Annotated in this window: 15 protein-coding genes and 1 tRNA gene; 8 read left to right on the top strand and 8 right to left on the bottom strand. The window is 50.9% G+C overall.

Going from position 1 to position 23,314, the window contains the following annotated elements:
* Positions 1–47: 47 nt before the first annotated feature.
* On the bottom strand, positions 48–1,343 hold the full coding sequence (locus tag GCWU000325_RS08460; protein ID WP_006256004.1) for an inositol-3-phosphate synthase: 1,296 nt from the start codon (positions 1,341–1,343) through the stop codon (positions 48–50).
* 245 nt (positions 1,344–1,588) lie between these two features.
* A complete protein-coding gene (locus GCWU000325_RS08455) occupies positions 1,589–3,622 on the bottom strand; it encodes an LTA synthase family protein (RefSeq protein ID WP_040599561.1) in 2,034 nt (677 codons plus the stop codon).
* A gap of 578 nt (positions 3,623–4,200) precedes the next feature.
* On the opposite strand from GCWU000325_RS08455, the gene ispD reads away from it, so the two are divergent.
* On the top strand, positions 4,201–5,697 hold the full coding sequence (gene ispD, locus GCWU000325_RS11035) for a 2-C-methyl-D-erythritol 4-phosphate cytidylyltransferase (RefSeq protein ID WP_006256000.1): 1,497 nt from the start codon (positions 4,201–4,203) through the stop codon (positions 5,695–5,697).
* On the opposite strand, the gene GCWU000325_RS08440 is transcribed toward ispD, so the two are convergent.
* From GCWU000325_RS08440 to GCWU000325_RS08420, 5 genes are all read right to left on the bottom strand, one after another.
* Positions 5,694–6,818: a glycosyltransferase gene (locus GCWU000325_RS08440; RefSeq protein ID WP_040599557.1), complete on the bottom strand. Its 1,125-nt coding sequence runs from the start codon at positions 6,816–6,818 to the stop codon at positions 5,694–5,696. The two genes, ispD and GCWU000325_RS08440, sit on opposite strands and share 4 nt — an antisense overlap.
* Positions 6,811–7,350 carry an RNA methyltransferase gene (locus GCWU000325_RS08435; protein ID WP_006255996.1) on the bottom strand — a complete coding sequence of 180 codons (540 nt, stop codon included), beginning with the start codon at positions 7,348–7,350 and terminating at the stop codon, positions 6,811–6,813. Before GCWU000325_RS08435 ends, GCWU000325_RS08440 begins: the two co-directional genes overlap by 8 nt.
* A 100-nt stretch (positions 7,351–7,450) precedes the next feature.
* The gene (locus tag GCWU000325_RS08430; protein ID WP_006255995.1) at positions 7,451–8,503 is read right to left on the bottom strand and encodes a ribonucleotide-diphosphate reductase subunit beta; all 1,053 of its coding nucleotides are present in this window, start codon (positions 8,501–8,503) and stop codon (positions 7,451–7,453) included.
* Positions 8,504–8,538: 35 nt separating this feature from the next.
* Positions 8,539–11,073 (bottom strand): ribonucleoside-diphosphate reductase subunit alpha, encoded by a 2,535-nt coding sequence (locus GCWU000325_RS08425; RefSeq protein ID WP_006255993.1) that lies wholly within the window; start codon positions 11,071–11,073, stop codon positions 8,539–8,541.
* Positions 11,074–11,890: 817 nt separating this feature from the next.
* A tRNA-Arg gene (locus tag GCWU000325_RS08420) sits at positions 11,891–11,962 on the bottom strand.
* Between the two features lie 252 nt (positions 11,963–12,214).
* Here GCWU000325_RS08420 and nhaD point away from each other — a divergent pair.
* The 4 genes from nhaD to GCWU000325_RS08395 all read left to right on the top strand — a co-directional run bounded on the left by nhaD (position 12,215) and on the right by GCWU000325_RS08395 (position 16,315).
* A complete protein-coding gene (gene nhaD, locus GCWU000325_RS08410; protein ID WP_006255988.1) occupies positions 12,215–13,570 on the top strand; it encodes a sodium:proton antiporter NhaD in 1,356 nt (451 codons plus the stop codon).
* 28 nt (positions 13,571–13,598) lie between these two features.
* Positions 13,599–14,204 (top strand): porin family protein, encoded by a 606-nt coding sequence (locus GCWU000325_RS08405; protein ID WP_006255987.1) that lies wholly within the window; start codon positions 13,599–13,601, stop codon positions 14,202–14,204.
* Positions 14,205–14,522: 318 nt separating this feature from the next.
* Positions 14,523–15,005 (top strand): T9SS type A sorting domain-containing protein, encoded by a 483-nt coding sequence (locus GCWU000325_RS08400; RefSeq protein ID WP_006255986.1) that lies wholly within the window; start codon positions 14,523–14,525, stop codon positions 15,003–15,005.
* Positions 15,002–16,315 carry a hypothetical protein gene (locus tag GCWU000325_RS08395; protein WP_006255985.1) on the top strand — a complete coding sequence of 438 codons (1,314 nt, stop codon included), beginning with the start codon at positions 15,002–15,004 and terminating at the stop codon, positions 16,313–16,315. The genes GCWU000325_RS08400 and GCWU000325_RS08395 overlap by 4 nt, the downstream gene beginning before the upstream one ends.
* A 680-nt stretch (positions 16,316–16,995) precedes the next feature.
* On the opposite strand, the gene GCWU000325_RS08390 is transcribed toward GCWU000325_RS08395, so the two are convergent.
* Positions 16,996–17,244: a hypothetical protein gene (locus GCWU000325_RS08390; protein ID WP_006255982.1), complete on the bottom strand. Its 249-nt coding sequence runs from the start codon at positions 17,242–17,244 to the stop codon at positions 16,996–16,998.
* A gap of 210 nt (positions 17,245–17,454) precedes the next feature.
* On the opposite strand from GCWU000325_RS08390, the gene GCWU000325_RS08385 reads away from it, so the two are divergent.
* The 3 genes from GCWU000325_RS08385 to GCWU000325_RS08375 all read left to right on the top strand — a co-directional run bounded on the left by GCWU000325_RS08385 (position 17,455) and on the right by GCWU000325_RS08375 (position 23,114).
* Positions 17,455–19,302, top strand: a complete 1,848-nt coding sequence (locus GCWU000325_RS08385; protein WP_040599744.1) for a DUF2436 domain-containing protein — start codon at positions 17,455–17,457, stop codon at positions 19,300–19,302.
* 282 nt (positions 19,303–19,584) lie between these two features.
* On the top strand, positions 19,585–21,390 hold the full coding sequence (gene typA / locus GCWU000325_RS08380; protein ID WP_006255979.1) for a translational GTPase TypA: 1,806 nt from the start codon (positions 19,585–19,587) through the stop codon (positions 21,388–21,390).
* A gap of 83 nt (positions 21,391–21,473) precedes the next feature.
* The gene (locus GCWU000325_RS08375) at positions 21,474–23,114 is read left to right on the top strand and encodes a fumarate hydratase (RefSeq protein WP_006255978.1); all 1,641 of its coding nucleotides are present in this window, start codon (positions 21,474–21,476) and stop codon (positions 23,112–23,114) included.
* The last annotated feature ends 200 nt before the right edge of the window (positions 23,115–23,314 follow it).

Genomic DNA, 23,314 nt, shown 5'->3' with positions numbered 1-23,314 from the left:
CTTATTACTATAAAATCTTGTGCCGGATAGTCCGGCTTTCATTCAGTTTAATCCAATTCCTCATCGGCTTCGTAGCCGCCCAGCAATCGGATTTGGTTCTTAAAGAGAATATACTGTTGGAAAAGGTCGTGGATAGGTTCTTCTCCCTGCGTAAAATCGTGCATTGGGCTCTTCAGGAAGAAACTCATCCAGCGCTGAATGCCTTTTAAGCCGGCGCGATGCGCCAAGTCTGCACACACGACGAGGTCCAAGACAATCGGCGCAGCAAGGATTGAGTCGCGGCAGAGGAAGTCTACCTTGATCTGCATTCCATAATCCTTTCCCATCCAACCGTAAATGTCCAAGTTGTCCCAACCTTCTTTCGCATCGCCGCGTGGTGGGTAATAATTGATGCGCACCTTGTGGTAAATATCTCCATAAAGTTCCGGTTGCTCATCAGCTTTCAAGATCGTATCTATCACGCCGAGCTTGCTCACCTCCTTCGTGTGGAAGTTTTCAGGCGCATCCAATACTTCGCCGTCGCGATTGCCGAGAATGTTCGTTGAGAACCAGCCCGCCAAGCCCAAGCAACGCGTGCGCAGCATCGGAGCCAGCACCGTTTTCATCAGCGTTTGTCCCGTTTTGAAGTCTTTTCCGGCGATGGGTAACTGTTTAGCCTCAGCCATTTCCCACATTGCCGGAATATCGATGCACGTATTCGGCGCACCCATCACGAAAGGCGCATCCTCCGCCATAGCCGCATAAGCGTAGCACATAGAAGGCGCCACGTGTTCCTGATCGTCGGCTGCCATAGCCGCTTCGAGCGCGGCCAACGTGCCGTGTACCGGTTCAAAGTAAGGCACATAAATTTCCGTAGAAGCCGCCCACAGCACCACAACGCGCTCACAGTTGTTCTCCGCTTTGAAGCGGCGAATATCCTCACGCAGTTGCTCCACCAGTTCGAGGCGCGTACCTTGCTTAATGTGTTCCCCGTGCAAGCGTGAGACGAATTTCGGGTCAAAGGCAGCCGCCATCGGGCGGATAGCCTTCAATTCGTCGCGCACCGGATCTACATCTTTTGCCAACAAAACGCCGGCATTCAGGGCACTTTCGTAAGCATTGTCCGTAAAAATATCCCATCCGCCGAAGACCATATCGTCCATACTAACCAGCGGAACAATATCTCCGATCTTCTTGTACTGTTTTTTTTCGCCTCGACCTACGCGAATTTTTGCCATTTGTGTGACGGCGCCGCCCGGTAGTCCGAGTCCTTTCCGATACATCAGCGTTCCGGCGATAAAAGTAGTGGTCACAGCCCCCATTCCGACGCACAGCACGCCAAGTTTACCCTGAGCAGGTTTCATTTCGTTCTCTATTTAGGTTAAAAAGTTATGCATCCCGTCTCTACCCTCTAAAGTAGAGCAGCATAGTAAACCGCAAATTTATAAAAAGTTTGAGGCTGTCAGTCCCATTTCCTGCTTTTTCTCCGGCAGACTTGTTAAAATACCTCCCTTTTTGGGAAAAGAGGCGAGGAATAGCGTAGTTTTCACCATTTCCATTCGTCCGGCTGTCGTTCCTATTTTGTTCGCGACGTAGAGTGACGCATTATTTATTGTCTACCGCCCGTCTGATAATGCGCCACGGCTTCTTCCACCATTTTTTGGTTGCGTTGCGGCATCGGGCGCTGCGTGTAAGTATGCTGAGGTGTCGGCGTAGCGATCTGCTGCATTACGCGTCGCGTCGGTGAGAGCAAAGTAAAGATATTCTCGCGCAGATAACCCATATCCTGATACGTGGCGGCGAAGGCGCGCGGCACATAATTGGGATGCAAGGCATTACGTCCGCAGAACGGCGCTTGATAACTGAAGTGTAAAAGTCCGAATACGGTTGGCATCATATCCACCTGACTCACCAGATGGCCCACCTTGCCCGGCTTCACGAAGCCCGGCGCGTAGATCATAGCCGGAATGTGGTAGCGTTCGAGCGGTACTTCCGTGCTGCCGGCGCTCGAAGCGCAGTGGTCGGCTATGATGACGAAGACCGTCTGCTTAAACCACGCGTGCTTTTCCGCATCTTTCAAGAAGCGGCCTATGGCATAATCCGTGTACTTCACGCCGCCGCTCCGCGAGCGCGCAGTGGGCGGAATGTCGATCTTACCTTCCGGATAAATGTATGGGCGATGGTTGCTCGTCGTCATCAGATGCGCGTAAAAAGGTTTGCCTTGTGCCGCATTCTGATCGAATACGCGCAGCGCGTGGTTGAACAAATCCTCATCACAAGCGCCCCAGACGGTGCTGCACGTTATCTCTTCCGGCCGCATCGTCGTCTTATCAATGATCTCGTAGCCGTTGCCGCCGAAGAAGGCCCGCATATTGTCGAAATAGCTGTCGCCACCGTAGAGGAATTGCGTGCGGTAGCCCTTTTGGCGTAAGATTGTGGCCACGGTGTACAAGCCCGTGTTGTTGGGCTGTTTGATCTTGCTTTCGCCGGGACAAGGCGGCTGACACAAGGTGACGGCCTCCAATCCGCGCACCGTACGGTTGCCGCAGGCGTAGAGGCTTTCGAAGAACAAACTATGTTGCGCCAAACTATCCAAGCAAGGCGTCAGATGATCTTGATTGCCAAATGCCGCCATATAGTCGGCGCTCAAGCTCTCCACCATTATCAGCACGATATTCTTGCGCGTTTCAGGCAGCGGATCTTCGACTTTAGCCGGATACAAGCGCTGCATCATATCCTTCGCCTTCTGCGGCGACATGGTCAAGTAGAATTGGTCGTAATTGAGTTGGCTGGAGCGAAACGCTTCCACAAATTTGCAGAGTCCGTTGTCGCCCAATTCGTTGACATACTGGTTACTACTCGGCCGCAACGACGTGAGTCCTACCGCCCCGAGCAAGGCTACGATGCAGGCCGTCAGATAAAGGCCCGCCGCCCGCAGTTTTACGCCGAGCGAAGCCTGCGGAACAACGATTTTCCGCTTTTGCAGGACCACGAAAGACGTAATCAGCAGCGATGCAATGCCCAAACCGATCAGCAGCGGCACCATCGGGTAAGATTCAAAGATGTTTCCGATGACCTCATTCGTGTAAACCAAGTAGTCGACAGCTATAAAATTATAGCGTACCCCAAATTCTCCCCAAAAGAAATAAGCCGAAACGGTATCGACGAGCAAGGCCGTGACAAAGACGAACACGGTCAAGAAAAAGACCACCTTACTATACACCGGCCGAATGCGGGGAAAGGCCCAACGAAGGCCGAAACTCACAGCCTTATAGAGGGCCAGGTAAGTCAGAACGCGCGTCAAACCCTTATTAAATTCCGTCAAACTTTTATCGAAGAACGACAAATAGAGGAGGATGACCAAGAGCAGTCCGCCCAAGACGTAATTGAGCGGCCGGCGATGTTTGCTTTCGGAGATAAAGAGGTAGTTGAGGAAAATACCGAATCCCCCCAACAAGCCCACGCAGGCGTCAGTCAGAGCGCCGCGCACAAAGGCCAAAACGAGGGCGCCAAACGGCAAACTGCCAATCGTTTGCGGATTGAAGATCAAAACCAAGCGGAGGATGAATCCGGCCAAGACCGTGAGTCCGACCACGCGGATCAGCGGGCGGAAAAAGTTGATATACGTCTGACGTGTTTGCATACAGAGAAATGAAGTGTTATGTAAACTTTCAGTGGGCAAAGATACGTAAAAAAGTCGGGTAAACTATCCGATTCTTCCGCTGCAAATAGCAATGCTCCCGCCGCGCGTACGCTTCAGTAGCTTAGGCCTTGCCGTCCGCTTTATAGTTCCCACGCTTTCGGCCCTCGCTCGAGCGTAAGCGGAGGGCGCTCTTTTTGTCGTTCAATTATTTGTTTTCTAATTCTTTATGTTATTTTTTTGTGCATCCATATTCGGTCGCCCACCTTTTTCATCACGAGCGTAAACCTTTGCGCTCACGATAAAAAACGTTTGCGCTCGTGATAAAAAAGGTTTGCGCTCACGATGAAAAGCTCCCGTGCTGCGTTTTCGTGCGCCCCGTTATCAGTCACGGAAACAAAATATCCAAGGCTGCGGCGGCGCGCGGCGCTGCTTCGCGGCGGCATCTGCGAGGAGAAAAACGAAGAAAAGGGCGAAAACGCGTAGAAAACCATTAAATTTGCCCACGAAACGAACACTTGCGCGCGCCGTGCCGACTGCGCCCGATGCGCACTTGCTTGTCGTTTGTAAAATCTAAGATTATGCGAAAAAATATAGCCGCCATCTTGGCCGGTGGCAGTGGGAAGCGCTTCGGAGAAAGTCAGCCAAAGCAATTTTTGAAGCTTCGGGGGCGCACCGTTTTGGCGTATGCCGTCGAAGCCTTTGCCCTGCACCCGCTGATTGCAGAAGTCATCATCGTCGTTCACCCCGATTACGTCGAGGAAGTGCGCCGCATGGTGACGGAAAATGGGTGGGAGAAAGTGAAAAACGTGATCTCCGGCGGTGCAGAACGCTACGACTCCACGCTGGCGGCGCTCAAGGCTTGTGAAGGGCGCGAGGTCAACCTTTTATTGCACGACGCTGCGCGCCCATTGGTGACAGAAACGATCATTACTTCCGTATGCCGCGCCTTGGAAACGGCTGAGGCGGTCAACGTATTGCAACCCGTGACGGATACAATTGTACGCGTGGAGGGCCAAACGACGCATACGCTGCCGCGAAATAGTCTGCGCCGCGTGCAAACGCCGCAGGGCTTTCGCTGCGAACTGCTCGAGCGGGCTTACGAAAAGGCTTTGGCCGATCCCGACTTTGCCGCGACGGACGATTGCGGCGTGGTGAGCACGTATTGTCCGGAGGTGGACATCGCGCAAGTGGCCGGCGATGAGCGCAACCGCAAACTGACGTATCGGGAAGACCTCCCCACGCTGGAGGCGCTGATGCCGCGCGGCGCCGATTGCGATGGCGCGGACTTGGCGGCTTATCAAGCGAAGCATTTGCGGCCCGTTCAGCTCAAACAGTTGGACATTTTGAAGCAGGTGCGCGATTTATGCGACGCCCACGATATACCTTATTGGCTCGATGGGGGAACGCTGCTCGGCGCATTGCGCCACGGGGGCTTCATTCCTTGGGACGACGACATCGACATCGCGATGTGTGGAGAGGACGTGGCGCGCTTTATCAAAATAGCGCAAGCGGAATTGCCGGACAACTTGGTGCTGCAAGGGCCGGGTTTGAAGCCCGACGGCGGGACGCCGATCTATAAGGTGCGCGATAAGCATTCGTTTATCGTAGAATATGGCGATGATTTTAAGCGCGACTATGCCAAGGGTTTGTATGTCGATATTTTCCCGCTGATTCCTTATCCTGATTTTTCGGCGGCTACGGTGAAGCGTCTGGCCAAGCGCTATTGTAAGGCCAACGCCATACTCCATTCGCAGCATTATTATAGTTGGCGCTCGGCGGCCGAATTTGTGTATTTCGGCACAATGCGTGCACTCTGCGGTTTGGCGTGGCGCGTAGGCGGATGGTTTACCAAGAAAGGAAAATATCGGGGTAATTATCTCAATAATAATGGTTATGGCGTGCACCACTTGGACGAAGCGATTTTTCCGCTGCAACAAGTGGAATTTGAAGGCGAGCTGTTCAGCGGGCCGCGCGATGGGGATACGTACCTGCGGGAGATATTTGGCAATTGGCGCCAACTGCCGCCCGAGGATCAACGCCGTGGGCACGCTGTCTTTTATCTGGAAAAACTTTAATCGGACAAAAGGAAACGACTGAGGGCTTCGATGCGCTCCGTGAAAGAGATGGGCATGCGGGAAGGCCGCTCAAAGGCTTCGGCCGGCGTGGGTGCGGCTGAAGCATAAGCTTGTTGTAAGGTTGTATAGAAGTCTTCGGCGTTGAGTGCGTCGAAGACTTTTCCGTTATCACGCCCGATGAGTTCGCGCGCACCGGCGTAGGTGCTGACCATCGCGCGGCAACCGCCCAGCAGGGCTTCATTGACGACGGCACCAAAGGCTTCGCTGCTGCTACACAGCACTAAGAAGTCGGCTGTAGCATACCAAGCCCATAAATCCTGGCCCGTAAAAGCGCCGGGGAAGATCACGCGGTCGGCTAATCCGGCTGCGGCGGCTTGAGCTTGCAAGCGGCTCGCTTGCTCGCCGCTCCCGACGAGCACTAAGCGATAGTTGGCGGCCGCTGCATTGCGCTCGCAAACGCGGCGAAAGGCTTCGAGGAGGGCGGGGAGGTTCTTGACGTCGACAAAACGGCCGACAAAAAGGCCTACTTTCATACCCGCTAAATGGTGGGTCGAAACGTAGCGGGCGGCGGTGGGCCGATGGCAGACAAAACGCTGCTCGGCGCGAATAATCGGGAAACTAAAGGTGCGGCGGGCGGGGGTATGGCGAAGGAACCATGCGGCCGTCTCTTCGCTGATGTTGACAATGCCGTCTAAACAACGGATGAGGGCGGCGCGGCGTCGACGGCGGCCGCCTAAACAACGTTCGGCCATCGCGATACTATCGTCGCACATGGTGAAGAGTCGGAAGCGGTGCGGATGGCGCCAACGATAGAGGGCGGCAGAGAGGACGGAGAGGTTGAACTCCGAACACAAGACGATGTCAGGGCGGAAGTGGCGAATGGCACTTGTGTAGCCGAGGTTGATATCGCGGCCGGCCAAGGTGAAATGGCGATCGAGGTAGGCGTAGGTAAAGCGCGCTTCGGCAAGGAGTTGGTCCTGCTTTATGAACAGGGCGGGATTCTCGCGTTGCAACAAGACGACGTGGCAGGTAAAGCGGTCGGCCAGCGCATTGAAGAAGTCCAAGCGATAGGGCGCAAGGGCGGGGTGGAAAATAAGCAGGCGGGGCTTGTCGTTATTCATAGCTGAAACCTAACTGTTTCGCAAACTCCCAAAGTACGATGCCGGCACTGACGGAGACGTTGAGGGAATGTTTTGTTCCGTATTGTGGGATTTCGACGGCAGCATCTGAGGCATCGACGACGGATTGCGTCACGCCCTTGACTTCATTGCCGAGGACGAGGGCGTATTTCTGATCGGGCGAGAGGCGAAGCTGATGGAGCGGCCGACTGCCTGCGACTTGCTCGACGGCAAAGATGAGGTAGCCGCGGCGGCGCAAGGCTTCGACGGCCGCCAAGGGGTCTTCAAAGTATTCCCAATCAACGCTATCTTCCGCGCCGAGCGCCGTTTTGTGGATTTCTACCATCGGAGGGCGCCCCGTGATGCCACATAGGCAGACGCCGGAAAGGCGAAAGGCATCGGCGGTGCGAAAGACTGAGCCGACATTGTGCAGGCTGCGCACATTATCCAAGACGACGACGAGCGGAAGTTTGGGGGCTTCCTTGAAAGCTGCGACGTCGAGGCGATTCATTTCTTCTACGGTCAGTTTGTGCATAGCAATGGAATACTAAAAATAGGAGGAAGGCGGCGAGAATCGGTATATATAAAGGCGCTGTCGCAGCCTTGCAGCCACCGGCAGCGCCGAAAAGAAGTCTTTATAGGTCGTCGATTAAAGCACTTGACTTCGCATAGGCCGTAGAGCGCGCCTCAAAGAAGTCGGTCTTGATCATATTGGCGTTAGAATATTGCGAAACCCAAGACATGGAGGGTGGCTCTTTGTCGTAACCGTCATAAAGCGGATCGAAACCGAGTGAGGTGGTTCGCAAATTGCCCAAGTATTTGATATAATCGCGAATCATTTCGGAGGTTAAGCCTTCGATCTTGTCGCCCAAAACGTATTCGCCCCATTTTATTTCTTCTTCTACGCCCTGCGCAATCATTTGGCGGTATACGTCGACCTTATCGGGCGTGAACATTTCGGGCGCTTCTTTTTTCAGTTCGAGCAAGATGCTGCGGAAGAGCCAGAGGTGCGTGTTCTCGTCGCGATTGATGTAGCGAATTTCTTGAGCCGAGCCGGGCATCTTCCCGTTGCGGCCGAGATTGTAGAAGAACATAAAGCCCGAATAGAAGTAGATGCCTTCGAGAATATAGTTGGCCACGAGCACTTTCATAAACTGGAAGGTCGAGCGGTCGTTCATAAACGCATTGTAAAGGTCGCCAATGAATTTATTGCGATTCAGGAGGATGGGGTCGTTCTTCCATTGAAAGAGAATGGCGTCGCGCTCTTCGGGCGAACAAATGGTGTCGAGCATATAACTATAGCTCTGCGAATGGACGGCCTCTTGGAAGGTCTGTATATTCAAGCAGAGATTGACTTCACTCGCCGTGATGTACTCGCTAACGTTGGGCAAGTTGGCCGTCTGAATACTGTCGAGGAAGATGAGAAAGGACAAAATCTTATCGTAAGCCGTGCGCTCTGCCGGCAAGAGTTTGCTGTAGTCTTTCAAATCCTGCCCTAAGTTGATCTCTTCAGGAATCCAAAAGTTGTTCATCGCTTGGCGGTACCAATCGGAAACCCATTTGTACTTCATATTATTGAAGTCGTTGAGGTTGGTCGTATTGCCGTTGATCATCCGCTTTTTCGCGGTCTCCGTATCGCCGTGCTCGTTGAAGAGCGGCTTGCGTGTTACGAATTCGTTTGTAGACATAGATGTTGCTTATTTTGTCGACGCCTGCTCTGCGATTAGGAGGCGCAGGATTCGCATTCCGTTATTTCGAGTGATTTCGAACGTACATAATATATTGTCTTCATCCCGCACTCCCAGGCTTTGATGTAGAGGTTCAGCACTTGGCGCAAGGTGAAGTCGTTGGTGATGTAGAGATTCACAGACTGAGCTTGGTCTACGTGGCGTTGGCGCACACCGGCGGCGCGGATGCTCCAAGTTTGGTCAATCGTATGGGCACTCTTGTAAAGCCACCACGTTTTGTCGGACAATGAAGGCGCGACGCGGGCAATCGTTGCGCCCTTCTTCTCTTCGAGGAAGTAGCGATTCATCACGGGGTCTGTTCCGGCCGTAGTGCCGGCGATGATTGACGTGGAACTTGTCGGTGCGATGGCCAACAAATAACCATTGCGCACGCCGGCTTGTGCTACGTCGGCGGCTAAGGCTTGCCAATCGGCACTTTCGTATTGGCGGCGGCTGAAATAATCGCCCGTCTGCCAGTCGGAGCCTTCAAAATATTCGTAGTGCCCTTTTTCTTTGGCTAATTCCATACTGGCACGGATCGCATAGTAGTTGATCTTCTCCATCAACTTGTCGGCTGCTTCGAGGTGCGCCTCGCTCTCCCATACTATTCCTTGCTGCGCCAGATAATGATGGTAGCCCATAATGCCTAAGCCTATCGGACGATAGCGGCGATTGGTCACGCGAGCATATTCAAGCGGATAATAGTTGAGGTCAATTACATTATCCAAGGCGCGCACGGCGGCATAAACGACGCGCTTTACTTCTGCTTCGTCATCAAAATTGATCTTGCTCACAACGAGCGAAGCCAAATTGCACACAACGAAGTCGCCGGCCTTTGTCTTTTCTACGATGATGTCGTCGCCTTCAGGCGTTTTCATCGTTTCGATTTGAACAGATTGAATCGGAGACATATTCTGTGCAATTTCTACACAGAGGTTGGAAGAGTAGATAATGCCTTTGTGCTTATTGGGATTCATACGGTTGACGTGGTCGCGGAAGAAGGCAAAAGGCGTACCCGTCTCGATGGCCGATTTGAGGATCAAGCGGATGAGATCTTTGAGCAATACTTCCGTTTTTGTAATGCGCGCGTCGTTGACGCAATCGTTGTAGCGCTGCTCCCATTCGTCGCCGTAGCTATCCTCTAAGGCATAACCCTTGATGGTCTGAATTTCGTGCGGACACATCAGATACCACGACTGATCCAAGCCTTCGCGCACTTTTTTCCAAAAGAGGTCGGGATAGCAAACGGCGGGGAAGACGTCGTGTGCTTTCATACGGTCGTCGCCATTGTTCGTGCGCAACTGCAAGAAGTCGAGAATGTCTTTGTGCCACACATCTAAATAACATGCGACGGCGCCTGAGCGCACACCCAGTTGATCTACCGCGACAGCCGTATCGTTGGCCAGCTTAATCCATCTGATGACGCCGCCGGCCGCGCCCTTATAGCCGCGAATGTCGCTACCGTTGGCGCGCACTTTACCAAAATACAAGCCCATACCGCCGCCAAACTTGGAGACGTTGGCAAAGTTGGCAATGCTCCGATAGATGCCTTCGAGCGAATCGTCGACCGTGTCGATGAAGCAACTGGACATCTGATGATGAGGCTTGCGGGCATTGGCCAAAGTAGGCGTCGCCATCGACACCTGCTGCTTGCTCAGCATATCATAAAAAGCGCGCACGTGGTCCATACGGTTTTGCGTTTCGCGCATCGCCAAATGCAGCGCAATGCCGAGATACATTTCTTGTGGCGTCTCCAGCTGCTCGTGCACAAAGTTGCGTACCGTATAGCGGCGCAAGAGCAGGTCCAAGCCGCTATACGTCAGCAGTCGGTCGCGTTCGGGTTGCAAGAAAGTCTCAGCTAAGTCAATTTCCGCCTTCGTATAACTTTCAAGAATATACGCGCCGTAATAACCCTCCGTCGTGAGATACGAAAGTTTGTCGTAGAGCGATTGGAGTTGCAGCCCTTCCATCTTGCGGCGGATGTTCAAGTCGTTTTGGAAACTATACAAGCGGCCGGCTACAAACTCCCAATCGGGTTCTTCAGCCGTAATGCATTCTACGGCGGCCCTTGTGAGCGCGTGCAGTCCCTCCTCGGCCGTCATAGACGGCTTATGGAAAGCGTGATATTTGCTGACTAATTTGCCGAAAGATTTGCACAAATGCGGGTAGTCGCGCTGCACGTCTTTCAAGAGACGATGCATACCTTCGAGTCCTACAGTTTGCTCTATTTCGTTGATATAAGCGCGATCTTTAGCGCGTTCTTCGCGATAGAGAATAAAGCGGCGTGCCTGGCGATAGAAGCCCGCGCGCATCAATTCTATTTCAACGTTATCTTGTATTTGTTCTACGCGTACCGATCTGTTTTCAGCAATGCCTTCCAACTCTTTTTCGATGGCAGCGATGAGTGTTTCGAGGGCTTCCGCAGGGCAAACCTCGCCAATGCTTGCAAAGGCAGCACTCACAGCGTCGCCAATCTTCGATGCTTTATAGTTCTCTATTGTTCCGTCTCGCTTTATGATACTAAAAGTCATAGTTGTAGCTAAAATATTTGGAGATAATCGGGTACAAAATTAGCCAAAAAAGGCCGATTTCCCGCACGCGCTTCTCAGAAAAACTTTGTTGTCGGGATAGCTTTTCTATACCTTTCTCTTACCTCTTAAATAGTGTTCATAAAACCAAATTGAATACATTCGATATAGTTTATGCGAAGTAATAGTCCTTAGAGTTCTCGCTTGAACTCATAGGGAATATATCGCTAAACCGTATTAGATCCAACATATCCTTTAATTATTCCTTGCAGTTTGGTGTAGTAAAGAGGACTTGTCGACAGTAAATTAGCGCCTTATATTGAAATAAGTACAGAATTAAATCAATGTCTTCAATCATCTTTCGAAGGGCGTTTTCATTGTAAAGGTCAACAACCGAACGGCAAAAATCCACAATTGATAAAATGACATTGACGTTGCAGTTAATGTCTTGATACGAAGTGAGGCAAATCGAAGACGAGCCATCTTGTCCGTCTGATTTGCTTCACTTTTTGTATCCTGTTTCTCTTTATGAAATATAAATTCCATACCATTCCGGTATACTTAAAATGCAGGCATCTACTGATTCGTTTAATGAGCAAAAATAGCATCTAATAAAGTCTGAAAACTTTCTCCGCACTGTCGCAAAACTTTCTCCTATGACAGGAAAAATTCTCTTATAGGACAATTTTAATTCTCTTATAAGACAATTTTTCCTCGCCTATAAGAAAGTTTTTGGCTTCAATAAGGGACTAAACAAAAGGCTTAGCAAGCTCGGGAAACAAAAACAGCCTAAGCCTTTTATAAGGTTAGACTGTGAAAGTAGTCCCGTTGGGAATCGAACCCAAATCTAAGGTTTAGGAAACCTCTATTCTATCCGTTGAACTACAGGACCATTATACTTCTAAAACTTCTTCTCGAAGCCGGAGAGCTTATCGCATCTTTGCCTTTTCCGGTAAAGGCTTAAGGAGCGCCTTGCAAAATCATTGCCGGTAAAGGGAAGAACTGCAAATTGATGCAGTAAGCACAGCTTATCGCGATGAAATCGGTGCGAAGATACGTATTTTTAGGCAAAAAACGGATAGGAATTTGGTCTTCTGATTTTTTTTCTTGTTCTTTGCACGCAGATTTTAACCAATCAAATATAATGGGTACATTAACCATAGCTATTGTGTCAACTTTTGTTCTCGGATACTTAGGTATTACCGTTGAGCACAGTTTGAGAGTTAACAAAGCGGCGTTTGCACTTCTTATGTGCGTGGGCGTTTGGGTCTTATATATGATTGATCCGCTCAGCTATCTTACTGCGATGCACGCCGACTATCAAGGCGGAGCAGCGGGCGTAGGTCAAGCTGTAAGTGAGATCTTGCAAGGCCATTTAGGTAGCACGGCGGAGACGCTCTTCTTCCTAATGGGCGCAATGACCATCGTAGAAGTTGTAGATACTAATGGTGGTTTCAACTTTGTGCGCGACGCCTTAGAAACTCGCTCAAAGCGAAAACTGCTCTGGAAGATTATGTTTATGACGTTCTTCCTCTCAGCTGCGCTCGACAACCTTACTACGAGTATCGTGATGATTATGGTTTTGCGTAAGCTCGTCAGCGACCATAAGGACCGCCTTATTTATGCCTCGCTCATTGTTATTGCGGCCAATAGCGGTGGTGCTTTCTCGCCGATTGGCGACGTTACGACGATTATGCTTTGGATCAAAGGCACGATCACGACGGCCGGCGTAATGAAGGAGATCTTCATTCCTTCGCTGATCTCGGCTATTATTCCCACGTTAATACTCCAAATGTCGCTCAAAGGCGAACTATCCAAGGCGCAAGCTGCTACTGAAGGCGACTCGCTCGACTTCTCGGCTGCGGAGCGTAAGATAGTCTTCTTCCTTGGCGTAGGTGGTTTGCTCTTCGTCCCCATCTTCCGCTACTTGACCGACCTTCCTCCTTTTATGGGCATCTTGCTTGTCTTGAGTGTACTCTGGCTTACGACCGAGCTCTTCTATCGCAATAAGCACAACATCTCTGATGGTATGAAGAAGCGTGTGACCAAACTCCTTTCACGCTTGGATATGTCAACGATTCTTTTCTTCCTCGGTATTTTGATGGCCGTAGCTTGTCTCGAAGAGATTGGCGTGCTCCACGGCCTTGGCTCTTGGCTCGACGGCGCTTCAGGCGGCAACCACTACCTCGTTACGGGTATTATCGGTGTAGCTTCCAGCATTGTCGACAACGTGCCCCTCGTAGCCGGCTGTATGGGTATGTACCCCATTGCGCCATCAGGCGATATGGCCGTCGATGGCGTATTCTGGCAATTGCTCGCTTACTGTGCCGGCGTCGGTGGTTCTATGTTGATCATCGGTTCTGCTGCAGGCGTTGTCGTGATGGGCTTAGAGAATATCTCCTTCGGTTGGTATATGAAGCGCATCTCTTGGGTAGCTTTAGTTGGCTACTTAGCCGGCATCGCCTACTATTGGGTGGAGCGTCATTATATCTTCCCCTAAATAAGTACACTTTTATATATACTGCGTTATGAAAAAGTCTCTTTTGATTTTTGCTGTAATGCTGACGCTCGGCATTGCGCAACCGGCCAAAGCCGGCATTGAATTTGGTCTCGAAGCCGGTATGAATTTGAGTAAGCTCAGTGTGAGCAAGAACTTGAAGCAGTTTACAGACCCGCAGAATCGTTATGGTTTCTATGTAGGTCCGAAGATGAACTTCAACTTCCTCGGTTTTGGTGGCGATGTAGCCCTGCTCTACAACCAGCGCCGCTTGAGCTTGACCGACCATACTTCTAAGACTTTCCGCAGTGTGGAAGTTCCTGTTAACTTCCGCTATACTTTAGGTTTAAGTTCGCTCGCTGCCGTTTACGCTTCAACCGGCCCGCAGTTTGGCTTCAATATTGGCAATTGCAAGTGGGGCCTATCCGATATTACCGAAGGTCGTGTAACCGACGTCTTAAAGCGTGAGAATATGAACGTCAGTTGGAATATCGGCGCTGGTGTTAAGTTGCTCGGCCACGTTGAGTTGGGTGTTGGCTACAATATTATGTTGGGCAAATATGCGAAGACCTATGGTGCCGGTACTTATTCCTTCCGCGCCAACACCTTCCAAGTACAAGCCGCTTACCTCTTCTGATTTTAAGCGAACACAATACTACAAGCAGCCGAGTATCCCGCGAGATGCCCGGCTGCTTTGCTTTTGCGCTGTCGCGCCCACCGATCGCCCCACACATTATATATATGGTGCTACGCAGCCGCACCCCTCCTCGCGTAGCGCAGCCTTAGCCCCTCGCCTCCTCTCAAGCGGCCCTGCGCAAGCGAAAGGTTATAAACCCGGACGACCTATGCAGAATACAAGCCCCTTCTCCTAAATAAATACATATATATAGTTTGTTTTAGTCCTTAAAGTCTTATCTTTGCGGCGTAACAATTCATTTCTAAAAATAAAGAATTCATGAAACGTAACTGCCGATTCCTGATCGCGCTTTCGTTGTTTGCATGGATGGCTGTCGGCCTTAAAGCCCAAGACCGCCTTGTCGTGCAGATGAAGAACGGCGCACAGACGCAGTATGATCTGAGCCAATTGAAGAAGCTGATTTTCTCCGAAGATCAGTTTACGGTTGTTGGTCAAGATGCGTCAATGGCTAATTTCAAGTACGACGATACCCGCCGTCTCCATTTCGAGACCAGTACGGGCATCTCTCCCACCACTGAGGTGGGCAAAAATGGCTGGCAACTGCTCAACGACGGGCAGACGCTGACCCTAAAAGGTGCTGACGCGCTGACGAACGCGTCCTTTATGCTCTTCGATCCGAGCGGTCGCCTCGTGATGAGCAATAAGCATTGGACTGCACGCACGATTGATATCAGTCGCCTCAGTGCAGGTGCTTATGTTCTCAAAGTCAATAATCAAACATTCAAATTCTTGAAAAAATGAAACGCCTATTATTCCTTTTTACCTTCATAGCTGCGTCCCTCTTCGCTTGGGCGCAGAACAATAACACTCGTGTGCTCATTCACGAAACAAACGGCAATGTCAAAGGTTACCTCGTGGAGCGCGTTGACAGCATCGACTTCGTAAAAATTACCGGGCCGGTTAGCGTAGAAGCCAAGTTCTTAAAGTATAGTGCAGGCGTTGACGGCGATACGATCTGGGCAGCTTTCCAGCGCAGCGCTGATTGCCATGGCTATCGTTTTAGTATCGTCCCCAAAGTGTTGGCAGACAAACTCGGAAACGAAATGCAGTACATCGCGATGGTTGAGCGCAGCAACAATCCGCTCTTTACAGAAGACTTTACCAATGCGCAGATGACGGGTATCGGCAAGTTGAAAGACAATACCAACTATACGATTCTCGTTGCCGCTTACGATAAGTATGGCATCGCTTGCACGGCGCAACGCGTCGACTTCACTACGCCCCGCAAGACGCTTGTAGGCTCGCCGAAGATTACCGCTACGGTAGTTGAAACGAAGACGGACAACCTGACGGTTAAGTTTACGCCCAACTCCGACGTAGCCGGTTATGGCGTTTGTCTCTTCGAGAAAGGTCAAGCTGAAGCGCAGTTTGAGCAATGGGGTCCTATGATGGGCTTTGCCAATATGGGCGATATGATCAGACGCTTTAGCGGAAAGAATCACGTAGGCGAGGAAAACATCACGTGGAATGGCTTGAAACCCAACACGGAATATGAAATCTATGCATTGCCTTGGGACGTAAATGAAACTTACGCTGATATGGAGATCGTCTATGCTACGACGAAGAAGCTCGGCGGCGAAGGTGTTGCTAAGGTAGAAATAGAGATCAAAGAGTTTGGCGGCACTTCAGAAGGCTACTGGCAGCGCGTAATCTACACGCCCAACGATCAATCTTCGCTCCACCGCGATATCATTATGGACAAGGAAGTTTACGATCAAGCAGACAAAGGCGAGGCTTACGTGCTGAAGCTGCTCAAGGAAGATCATCCGCAAGATCCTTACTGGGATCAGTTTGGTGTTGACGACGTGAAATGGAATGCAGAGCCCAACAAGACTTACATTGCCTTCTCAATTGCGAAGAATACGAAAGACGAATGGGGTCCTTTGGCCAGCAAGCAATTTACGACGCCCAGCCAGCCCGGCGGTCTGCCCAAGACGGTTAAGGCAGCTACCCGCATCGTTACGACCACTTACAACGGCCCGACGCAGCCTTTCGGCAAACTGATGCCGGTGCAGAAGGTCGATAACACGATCCGTTTGCAGGCTAAGTAAGATAGCTCAAACCTTATACAAAGTCCGACTTCCTCTTGAAGTCGGACTTTTTTTGTGCTTTCTGCCTCAAAAAAAGGAAGAAAGCATCGGCAGCCCTTAGCCTTGGATGAGTTAAGAAAAGAACACGACAAGCCTTGCTGAACTTAGCAAATAAACTTGTCAAAGAAGAATGAAATTAAGAACCAAAGTTGTCAACTAATTCTAGGACATTACACAGCGCCCCCTTGTTGCTACCTCGCCGCAGCGTGTTGGAAAAAATTCCCTTAGGTTGGAATTTTTGTTACCCTAAGGGGAATTTTTTTCCCCATAGGTGGGACTTTTTCTTCCCATAGGGGGAGTTTTCACGCACAAAGTTGGGCGATGGCCGCGCCCCCTTGTTGCGTGTACAGAAAACGGCCACCGCTGCACCGGTAAGTAGGCGCTGCGCTGACGCTCCGTTGTGGCATAGTCAAGCCTAAATCTATGATGACAGATCCTTTTGTATGACTGTTGCGGCTACGGTTAAAGGTAAAAATGGTGCTTTTCTTTTCAGATAGCAAGGAATAGTAGGTGACGAAAAAGTCAGATCGTCAGCTTGATTCGCCCTGAAAGTAAAACGCTTGCAGACCTTGTTCTTACACAGGCCGATGCACGCGCGAATAGGGTATAAGCGACCTGTCTATGAAAGGGCTTTTCGCCAACTAAATCAAGCCGATAGCCTGAACAATACGCTTTAAGGCGAATGCTTTGAAAATAATCGGGCGAAAAAGTGGTCTGTGACAATTTATATTTTTAGCTTTGCGATTGAAAGAATCATAAAGCGCTTCGCAGTAATATGATAGTATCTTGCGGCGATAAATGGCATAAGGCGAAATATCGCGCAGTTCATCATTTTGTTTGCGTGCTTTGTTTCCACTCGAATCTTGGCAATGATCAATAAGTTTAATCATGTGTAAAAAGACGAAATGCGTAAGATCTTTTTCGACCTAAGCCGGAGAAAGCGTTTTCTATGGAAGCGCTTTTTCAAGGAAGGCCTAAGATAACTTTGTCAATGTGACCAATAACCCTGCCAACAGGCAGCAACCATTCAACCTTAATGCCCGAGTCTCTGATACGGCATGACTCTCAAAGAGAGTTTTAACGGAGAGGCACGATTTATTATGATCAAACGACTACGCAAGCACACGTATGCGGCAGCAGCCGCACTACTCGTTGTCATGTTCGCACTCTCGCCGTCCGCTCGGGCACAAGCGCCGGGTATGGCAAGGATCATTCTTGAGGCACACAACGTCTGGGGCGACGGAAGCGGCTATCAGATGCTATTCGATGCCGACCACAATCTCTATGGCGGTGTCATTCCCACCTCCGGACCGATATGGGACAATAATAATCCGCCGACCGACCTCTTTAAGGACTTTGAGTATAAGATTCCGGCCAATGCCGATCCGTCTACGACGCCTCAATATATGGTGATGGATGGTGAGGATTACATCGAGATTCCGGCCGGCATCTACGATTTCTGCATCGTAGCACCACAGGCCAATCAGAAAATATGGATTGCCGGCGATGCAGATGGAACGACCAGAGGTGACGACTGCGAGTTTGAGGCGGGCAAGACTTATCGCTTTACGATGCACATCGTGCAAAGTGCCAACAACGACGGCGCAAGGCTGACGATCACCGAGAACGGCGAGCCGGCTAAGTTTAATCTTTGGCTTGGCGATACGCAGGTAACAGCCGAAAACTTCAAAAGCGTGCCTATTACGGATGGGGCAGCTCAGTATGATCCACTCTCAAAGCGACTCTTCCTGGAGAATGCCATTATCAGTCCTACGGGTGAAGGTGAGGGCCTCAAGTCGATGATTGACGGTTTGGCTGTTTATGCGGATGGCTTAAATGTGATTACGACGACTTCTGCCACCGCGCTCCACAATGAAGCTCCCCACTTCACCGTTGCCGGCGACGGAAGAATCTTCCTTTCCGGCAAGAGCTTTGGTTTCTATACTGCACCAGGCAGTGCTGCTACGTTCAAAGGATGTGTGATCGATTGCGATGGCTCTTTCGGTTCTGACAACAACGGCGCAGAGATCAATGTCAGCAGCGCCACGATCAAGGCAAGGGGCAAGGATAAGGCGACGATGTGTGGCCTGAAAAAACTCACGCTCGAGGGAAGCTCCATCGTGAAGCCCGAAGGGGCTGATTACGATGCTTCGCTGCTTGGTGTAGCGTTCAATGGGCAGTTGGTGACCGACTCTGTCGTGATCGAAGCTGAAGCTGTGACCGATTTCGGTTTGGCGATATCGGGTGTGAAACTTACTTCGGCCAATTACAAAGATATTTTCGAATTTCCCGGCGTGAGTGGAAACGTGAGCTTCGATCCGGAAAACAAGGTGCTTACCTTGCAGGATGTTGTCATCAACGCAGAGGATTACAATGCGATTACATCGAGCATTGAAGACTTGACCATTAAGATTCTTGGTTCAAACGCGCTATCGTCAAAATATACAACGATCAGTTTGGCTGCACAGACGACGATTACCGGCGGCGGTACGCTTTACGTGAAAAGCAATCTCGACTGCGCACTTTATGCCAATGCGACTAACCTCGTTATAGACAATTGCAAGGTTAATGCAGAGAGCAGTACGTATGCTATTGCCGGAAGCGACGGTAAGCGAGAAACGCTGACAATCAATAATGCGACGGTGACGGCGGAAGGAAAAGAGAATGGCTCTATCTGCGATTTTGCCGATGTTATGCTGGTAGGCTGCGACATTATCCAGCCCGCGGGAGCAGCATTCGATTCGGATTTACACGGCATTGCGCTCAACGGCGCAATCGTCACGAGCAAAGTGATCATTGGCGACCCGGCCGGCATCCATACACCGGTCATCGACGCTGCGGCGAAGCGAGGAATCTATACGCTTAGTGGCGTGCAACTTAAAACCGACGTGAAAGATCTGCCGAAGGGCATCTACGTTGTGAATGGTAAGAAGATGGTGAAGAAATAATCGAGTCGAAAACGGCTTGGGATTAGCCATCCGAACAGACGAATAAGCCTTCCGCTCTCTATGCTTGAGAGGCGGGAGGCTTTCATTTTGGGCGGGCTAAGACAGACTTAATTCATAAGCGCGGCGAACGGCGCCGCCGATACGAAGGCGAGCTTTGGCCGAACGGACAGCCTAACTTTGCCGCGCAAAAGCTGTTAAAGCTCGAAATGAGCCGACAACTTACTTCGCTGTTTCTTTCATTTTCAGTAAATTTGTAGCCGATATAAAGGTATAAAAAGTTACATGCAAGACATTAGAAACATTGCAATCATTGCCCACGTAGACCACGGGAAAACGACGCTCGTGGATAAGATGTTAATGGCCGGGCATCTCTTTCGCGAAAACCAACAGACCGGAGAACTTATATTAGACAATAATGAATTGGAGCGCGAGCGAGGCATAACGATCCTCTCCAAAAATGTCTCCATCAACTATAAAGATACTAAAATCAACATCATAGACACGCCGGGCCACTCTGACTTTGGCGGTGAGGTAGAGCGTGTTTTGAATATGGCCGATGGCTGTTTGCTTTTGGTCGACGCTTTCGAAGGACCGATGCCGCAGACGCGCTTCGTCTTGCAGAAGGCTTTGCAGATTGGCTTGAAGCCTATCGTCGTCGTCAATAAGGTGGACAAACCTAATTGCCGCCCCGAGGAGGTTTACGAGATGGTCTTCGACCTGATGTGCGATCTCAACGCTACGGAGGAGCAGTTGGACTTCCCCGTAGTCTATGGTTCGGCGAAAAACAACTGGATGGGCGAGGACTGGCAGCGGCCTACGGAGGATATTACTTATTTGCTCGATACGATTATCAATACAATTCCGGCGCCGCCTGCTAATGAGGGGACGCTGCAAATGCTTATTACTTCGCTCGACTACTCTAATTATACGGGCCGCATCGCTGTGGGGCGCGTGCATCGCGGAGTGATTAAAGACGGCACTAGTATTACGATCGCTCATCGCGATGGTTCTATGGAGAAGGTCAAGATCAAAGAGCTGGACACCTTTGAGGGAATGAGTCGCCGGCGCGTTGAAAGCGTTGGTTGTGGCGACATCTGTGCCGTTATTGGGCTTGAAAATTTTGAAATCGGCGATACTATTTGCGACTTTGATAGTCCGGAGCCTTTGGCGCCTATTGCGATCGACGAGCCGACTATGTCTATGCTCTTTACGATCAATGATTCGCCGTTTTTTGGTAAGGAGGGCAAATATTGCACTTCGCGCCACATCAACGATCGCCTGCAACACGAGTTGGAAAAAGATCTTGCGCTGCGCATCGAGCAACCTTCGCCCGACAAATGGATTGTTTCCGGCCGCGGTGTGCTTCACCTGTCCGTCTTGATCGAGACGATGCGCCGCGAAGGCTATGAGTTGCAAGTAGGGCAGCCGCAAGTAATTTATAAAGAGATTGATGGCGTGCGCTGCGAGCCTATCGAAGAGTTGACCGTCAACGTTCCTGAAGAGTTTGCCTCTAAGATGATTGATATGGTCACGCGCCGTAAGGGCGAAATGACCTCTATGCAAAACTTGGGCGACCGCGTTGATATAGAATTTGAAATACCTTCGCGCGGCATTATCGGACTTCGCACGAACGTCTTGACTGCCAGTCAGGGCGAAGCCATTATGGCGCACCGCTTCAAAGCTTATCAGCCTTTCAAAGGCGAACTTCAGCGCCGCACCAACGGCTCGATGATCGCGATGGAAACGGGTACGGTCTTCGCTTATGCGCTTGACAAACTTCAGGATCGCGGACGCTTTTTTGCTTCGCCGCAGGATGAGGTCTATGCAGGCCAGGTCGTGGGCGAACACGTACACGAAAAGGATTTGGTTGTCAACGTTACGAAAGCCAAACAGCTTACGAACGTTCGCGCCAGCGGTACGGACGAGAAAGCGCGCATCATTCCGCCGCTGATTTTCTCCTTGGAAGAGGCCTTGGAATACATCAAAGAAGATGAGTATGTCGAAGTGACGCCCAAGAGTATGCGTATGCGCAAAATCATTCTCGACCACCTCGTGCGCAAACGCAGCAACAAGAGCGAAGAGGAATAAAGCGCTTGCGTTCGTAAATAGCAGCTCGCACCTACCCCCACCCATACAAACAACGAACATAACATACATAATACATAACAACTATGGCACAAACTCCCGAGTTCAAGTACGCCCCGATGTTTCAGTTGGGCAAAGATGAGACGGAGTATTATTTACTCACCAAAGACCACGTCAGCGTAAGCGAGTTTGAAGGCAAACCGATGCTCAAAGTAGCGCCCGAAGGTTTGACCACCCTCATTCGCCACGCTTTTAGAGATGTAGCCTTTATGCTCCGCCGCGAGCACAACGAGCAAGTGGCTAAAGCGCTCACCGATCCCGAGGCTTCCGACAACGACAAGTATGTCGCACTGACTTTCTTGCGTAATGCTGAAGTCGCGGCTAAGGGCCAGCTTCCTTTCTGCCAAGATACCGGCACGGCCATCATTCACGGAGACAAAGGCCAGCAGGTGTGGACCGAAGGCGACGATGCTGAGGCGATCTCGCGCGGCGTTTATGAGACGTACACGCAGGAGAATCTGCGCTATTCGCAGAATGCGCCGCTCAATATGTATGATGAGGTAAACACGCGCTGCAACTTGCCGGCACAAATCGATATCGAGGCCGGAAAAGGCGACGAATACCATTTCCTCTGCGTGATGAAAGGCGGCGGTTCTGCCAACAAAACTTATTTCTATCAAGAGACGAAGGCCGTTTTGAACCCCGGCACGCTTAAGCCCTACCTTGTAGAGAAAATGCGCAGCTTAGGCACGGCTGCTTGCCCGCCTTACCATATCGCCTTTGTCATTGGCGGTACGTCGGCAGAGCGCAACCTCTTGACGGTGAAACTGGCTTCTACGCATTATTATGACGGACTCCCGACAACCGGCGACGAGACCGGCCGCGCTTTCCGCGATGTAGAATTGGAGAAGGAACTGCTCCGCGAAGCGCACAACATCGGCTTCGGCGCACAGTTTGGCGGCAAGTATTTCGCCCACGATATTCGCGTCGTTCGCCTGCCGCGCCACGGCGCAAGTTGCCCGATTGGTATGGGTGTAAGTTGCTCAGCCGATAGAAATATTAAGTGTAAGATCAATAAAGACGGCCTTTGGATCGAGCGTCTCGACGATAATCCGGCGCGTTTGATCCCCGAATCTTTACGCGAAGCCGGCGAAGGCGGCGGCGTAAAAGTAGACCTCAATCGTCCGATGAAGGAAGTCTTGGCCCAACTCACGCAGTTCCCCGTCAGCACACGCCTGAGTCTGAGCGGTACGATCATTGTGGCGCGCGACATCGCCCACGCCAAGATCAAAGAACGCCTGGATCGCGGCGAAGACATCCCTCAATATCTCAAAGATCACCCCGTACTTTATGCCGGACCGGCTAAGACGCCGAAGGGAATGCCTTGCGGCTCTATGGGGCCGACTACGGCTAATCGTATGGACCCGTATGTCGATCTTTTCCAAAGTAAGGGTGGCTCACTGCTTATGATTGCTAAGGGCAACCGCACGCAAGCCGTGACAGATGCCTGCCGGAAACACGGCGGCTTCTATTTGGGCTCGATTGGCGGGCCGGCGGCCGTACTTTCGCAACACAGCATTCGCAGTATCGAATGCGTAGAATATCCCGAATTAGGAATGGAAGCCGTTTGGAAGATTGAAGTAGAAGACTTCCCTGCCTTTATCCTCGTGGACGACAAGGGCAATGATTTCTTTAAGCAATTGAAGCCCAACTGCTTCTTAGCTTAAGCAAACTGAAATAGCGCTAAGGCGCATATGTATCAGGCGGCGAAACGTGTAGGCGTTTCGCCGCCCTTTTGTTGCCTATCGCAGCCTCGTTCCGCCGCTGCACTGCTGGTTGTTCGCTTTGCCTCTTGCTTTTGGGGCACTTGGCTTCTTGCTTCAGATTCTTTTGTAGGATAGTATCGTAGGAAACAACAGAGAATGAC

Source organism: Alloprevotella tannerae ATCC 51259, from assembly GCF_000159995.1.
GTDB classification, from domain to species: Bacteria; Bacteroidota; Bacteroidia; order Bacteroidales; family Bacteroidaceae; genus Alloprevotella; species Alloprevotella tannerae.
Note: the sequence above shows the minus strand (reverse complement) of the source record. Positions and strands in the feature narration are given on the sequence as shown.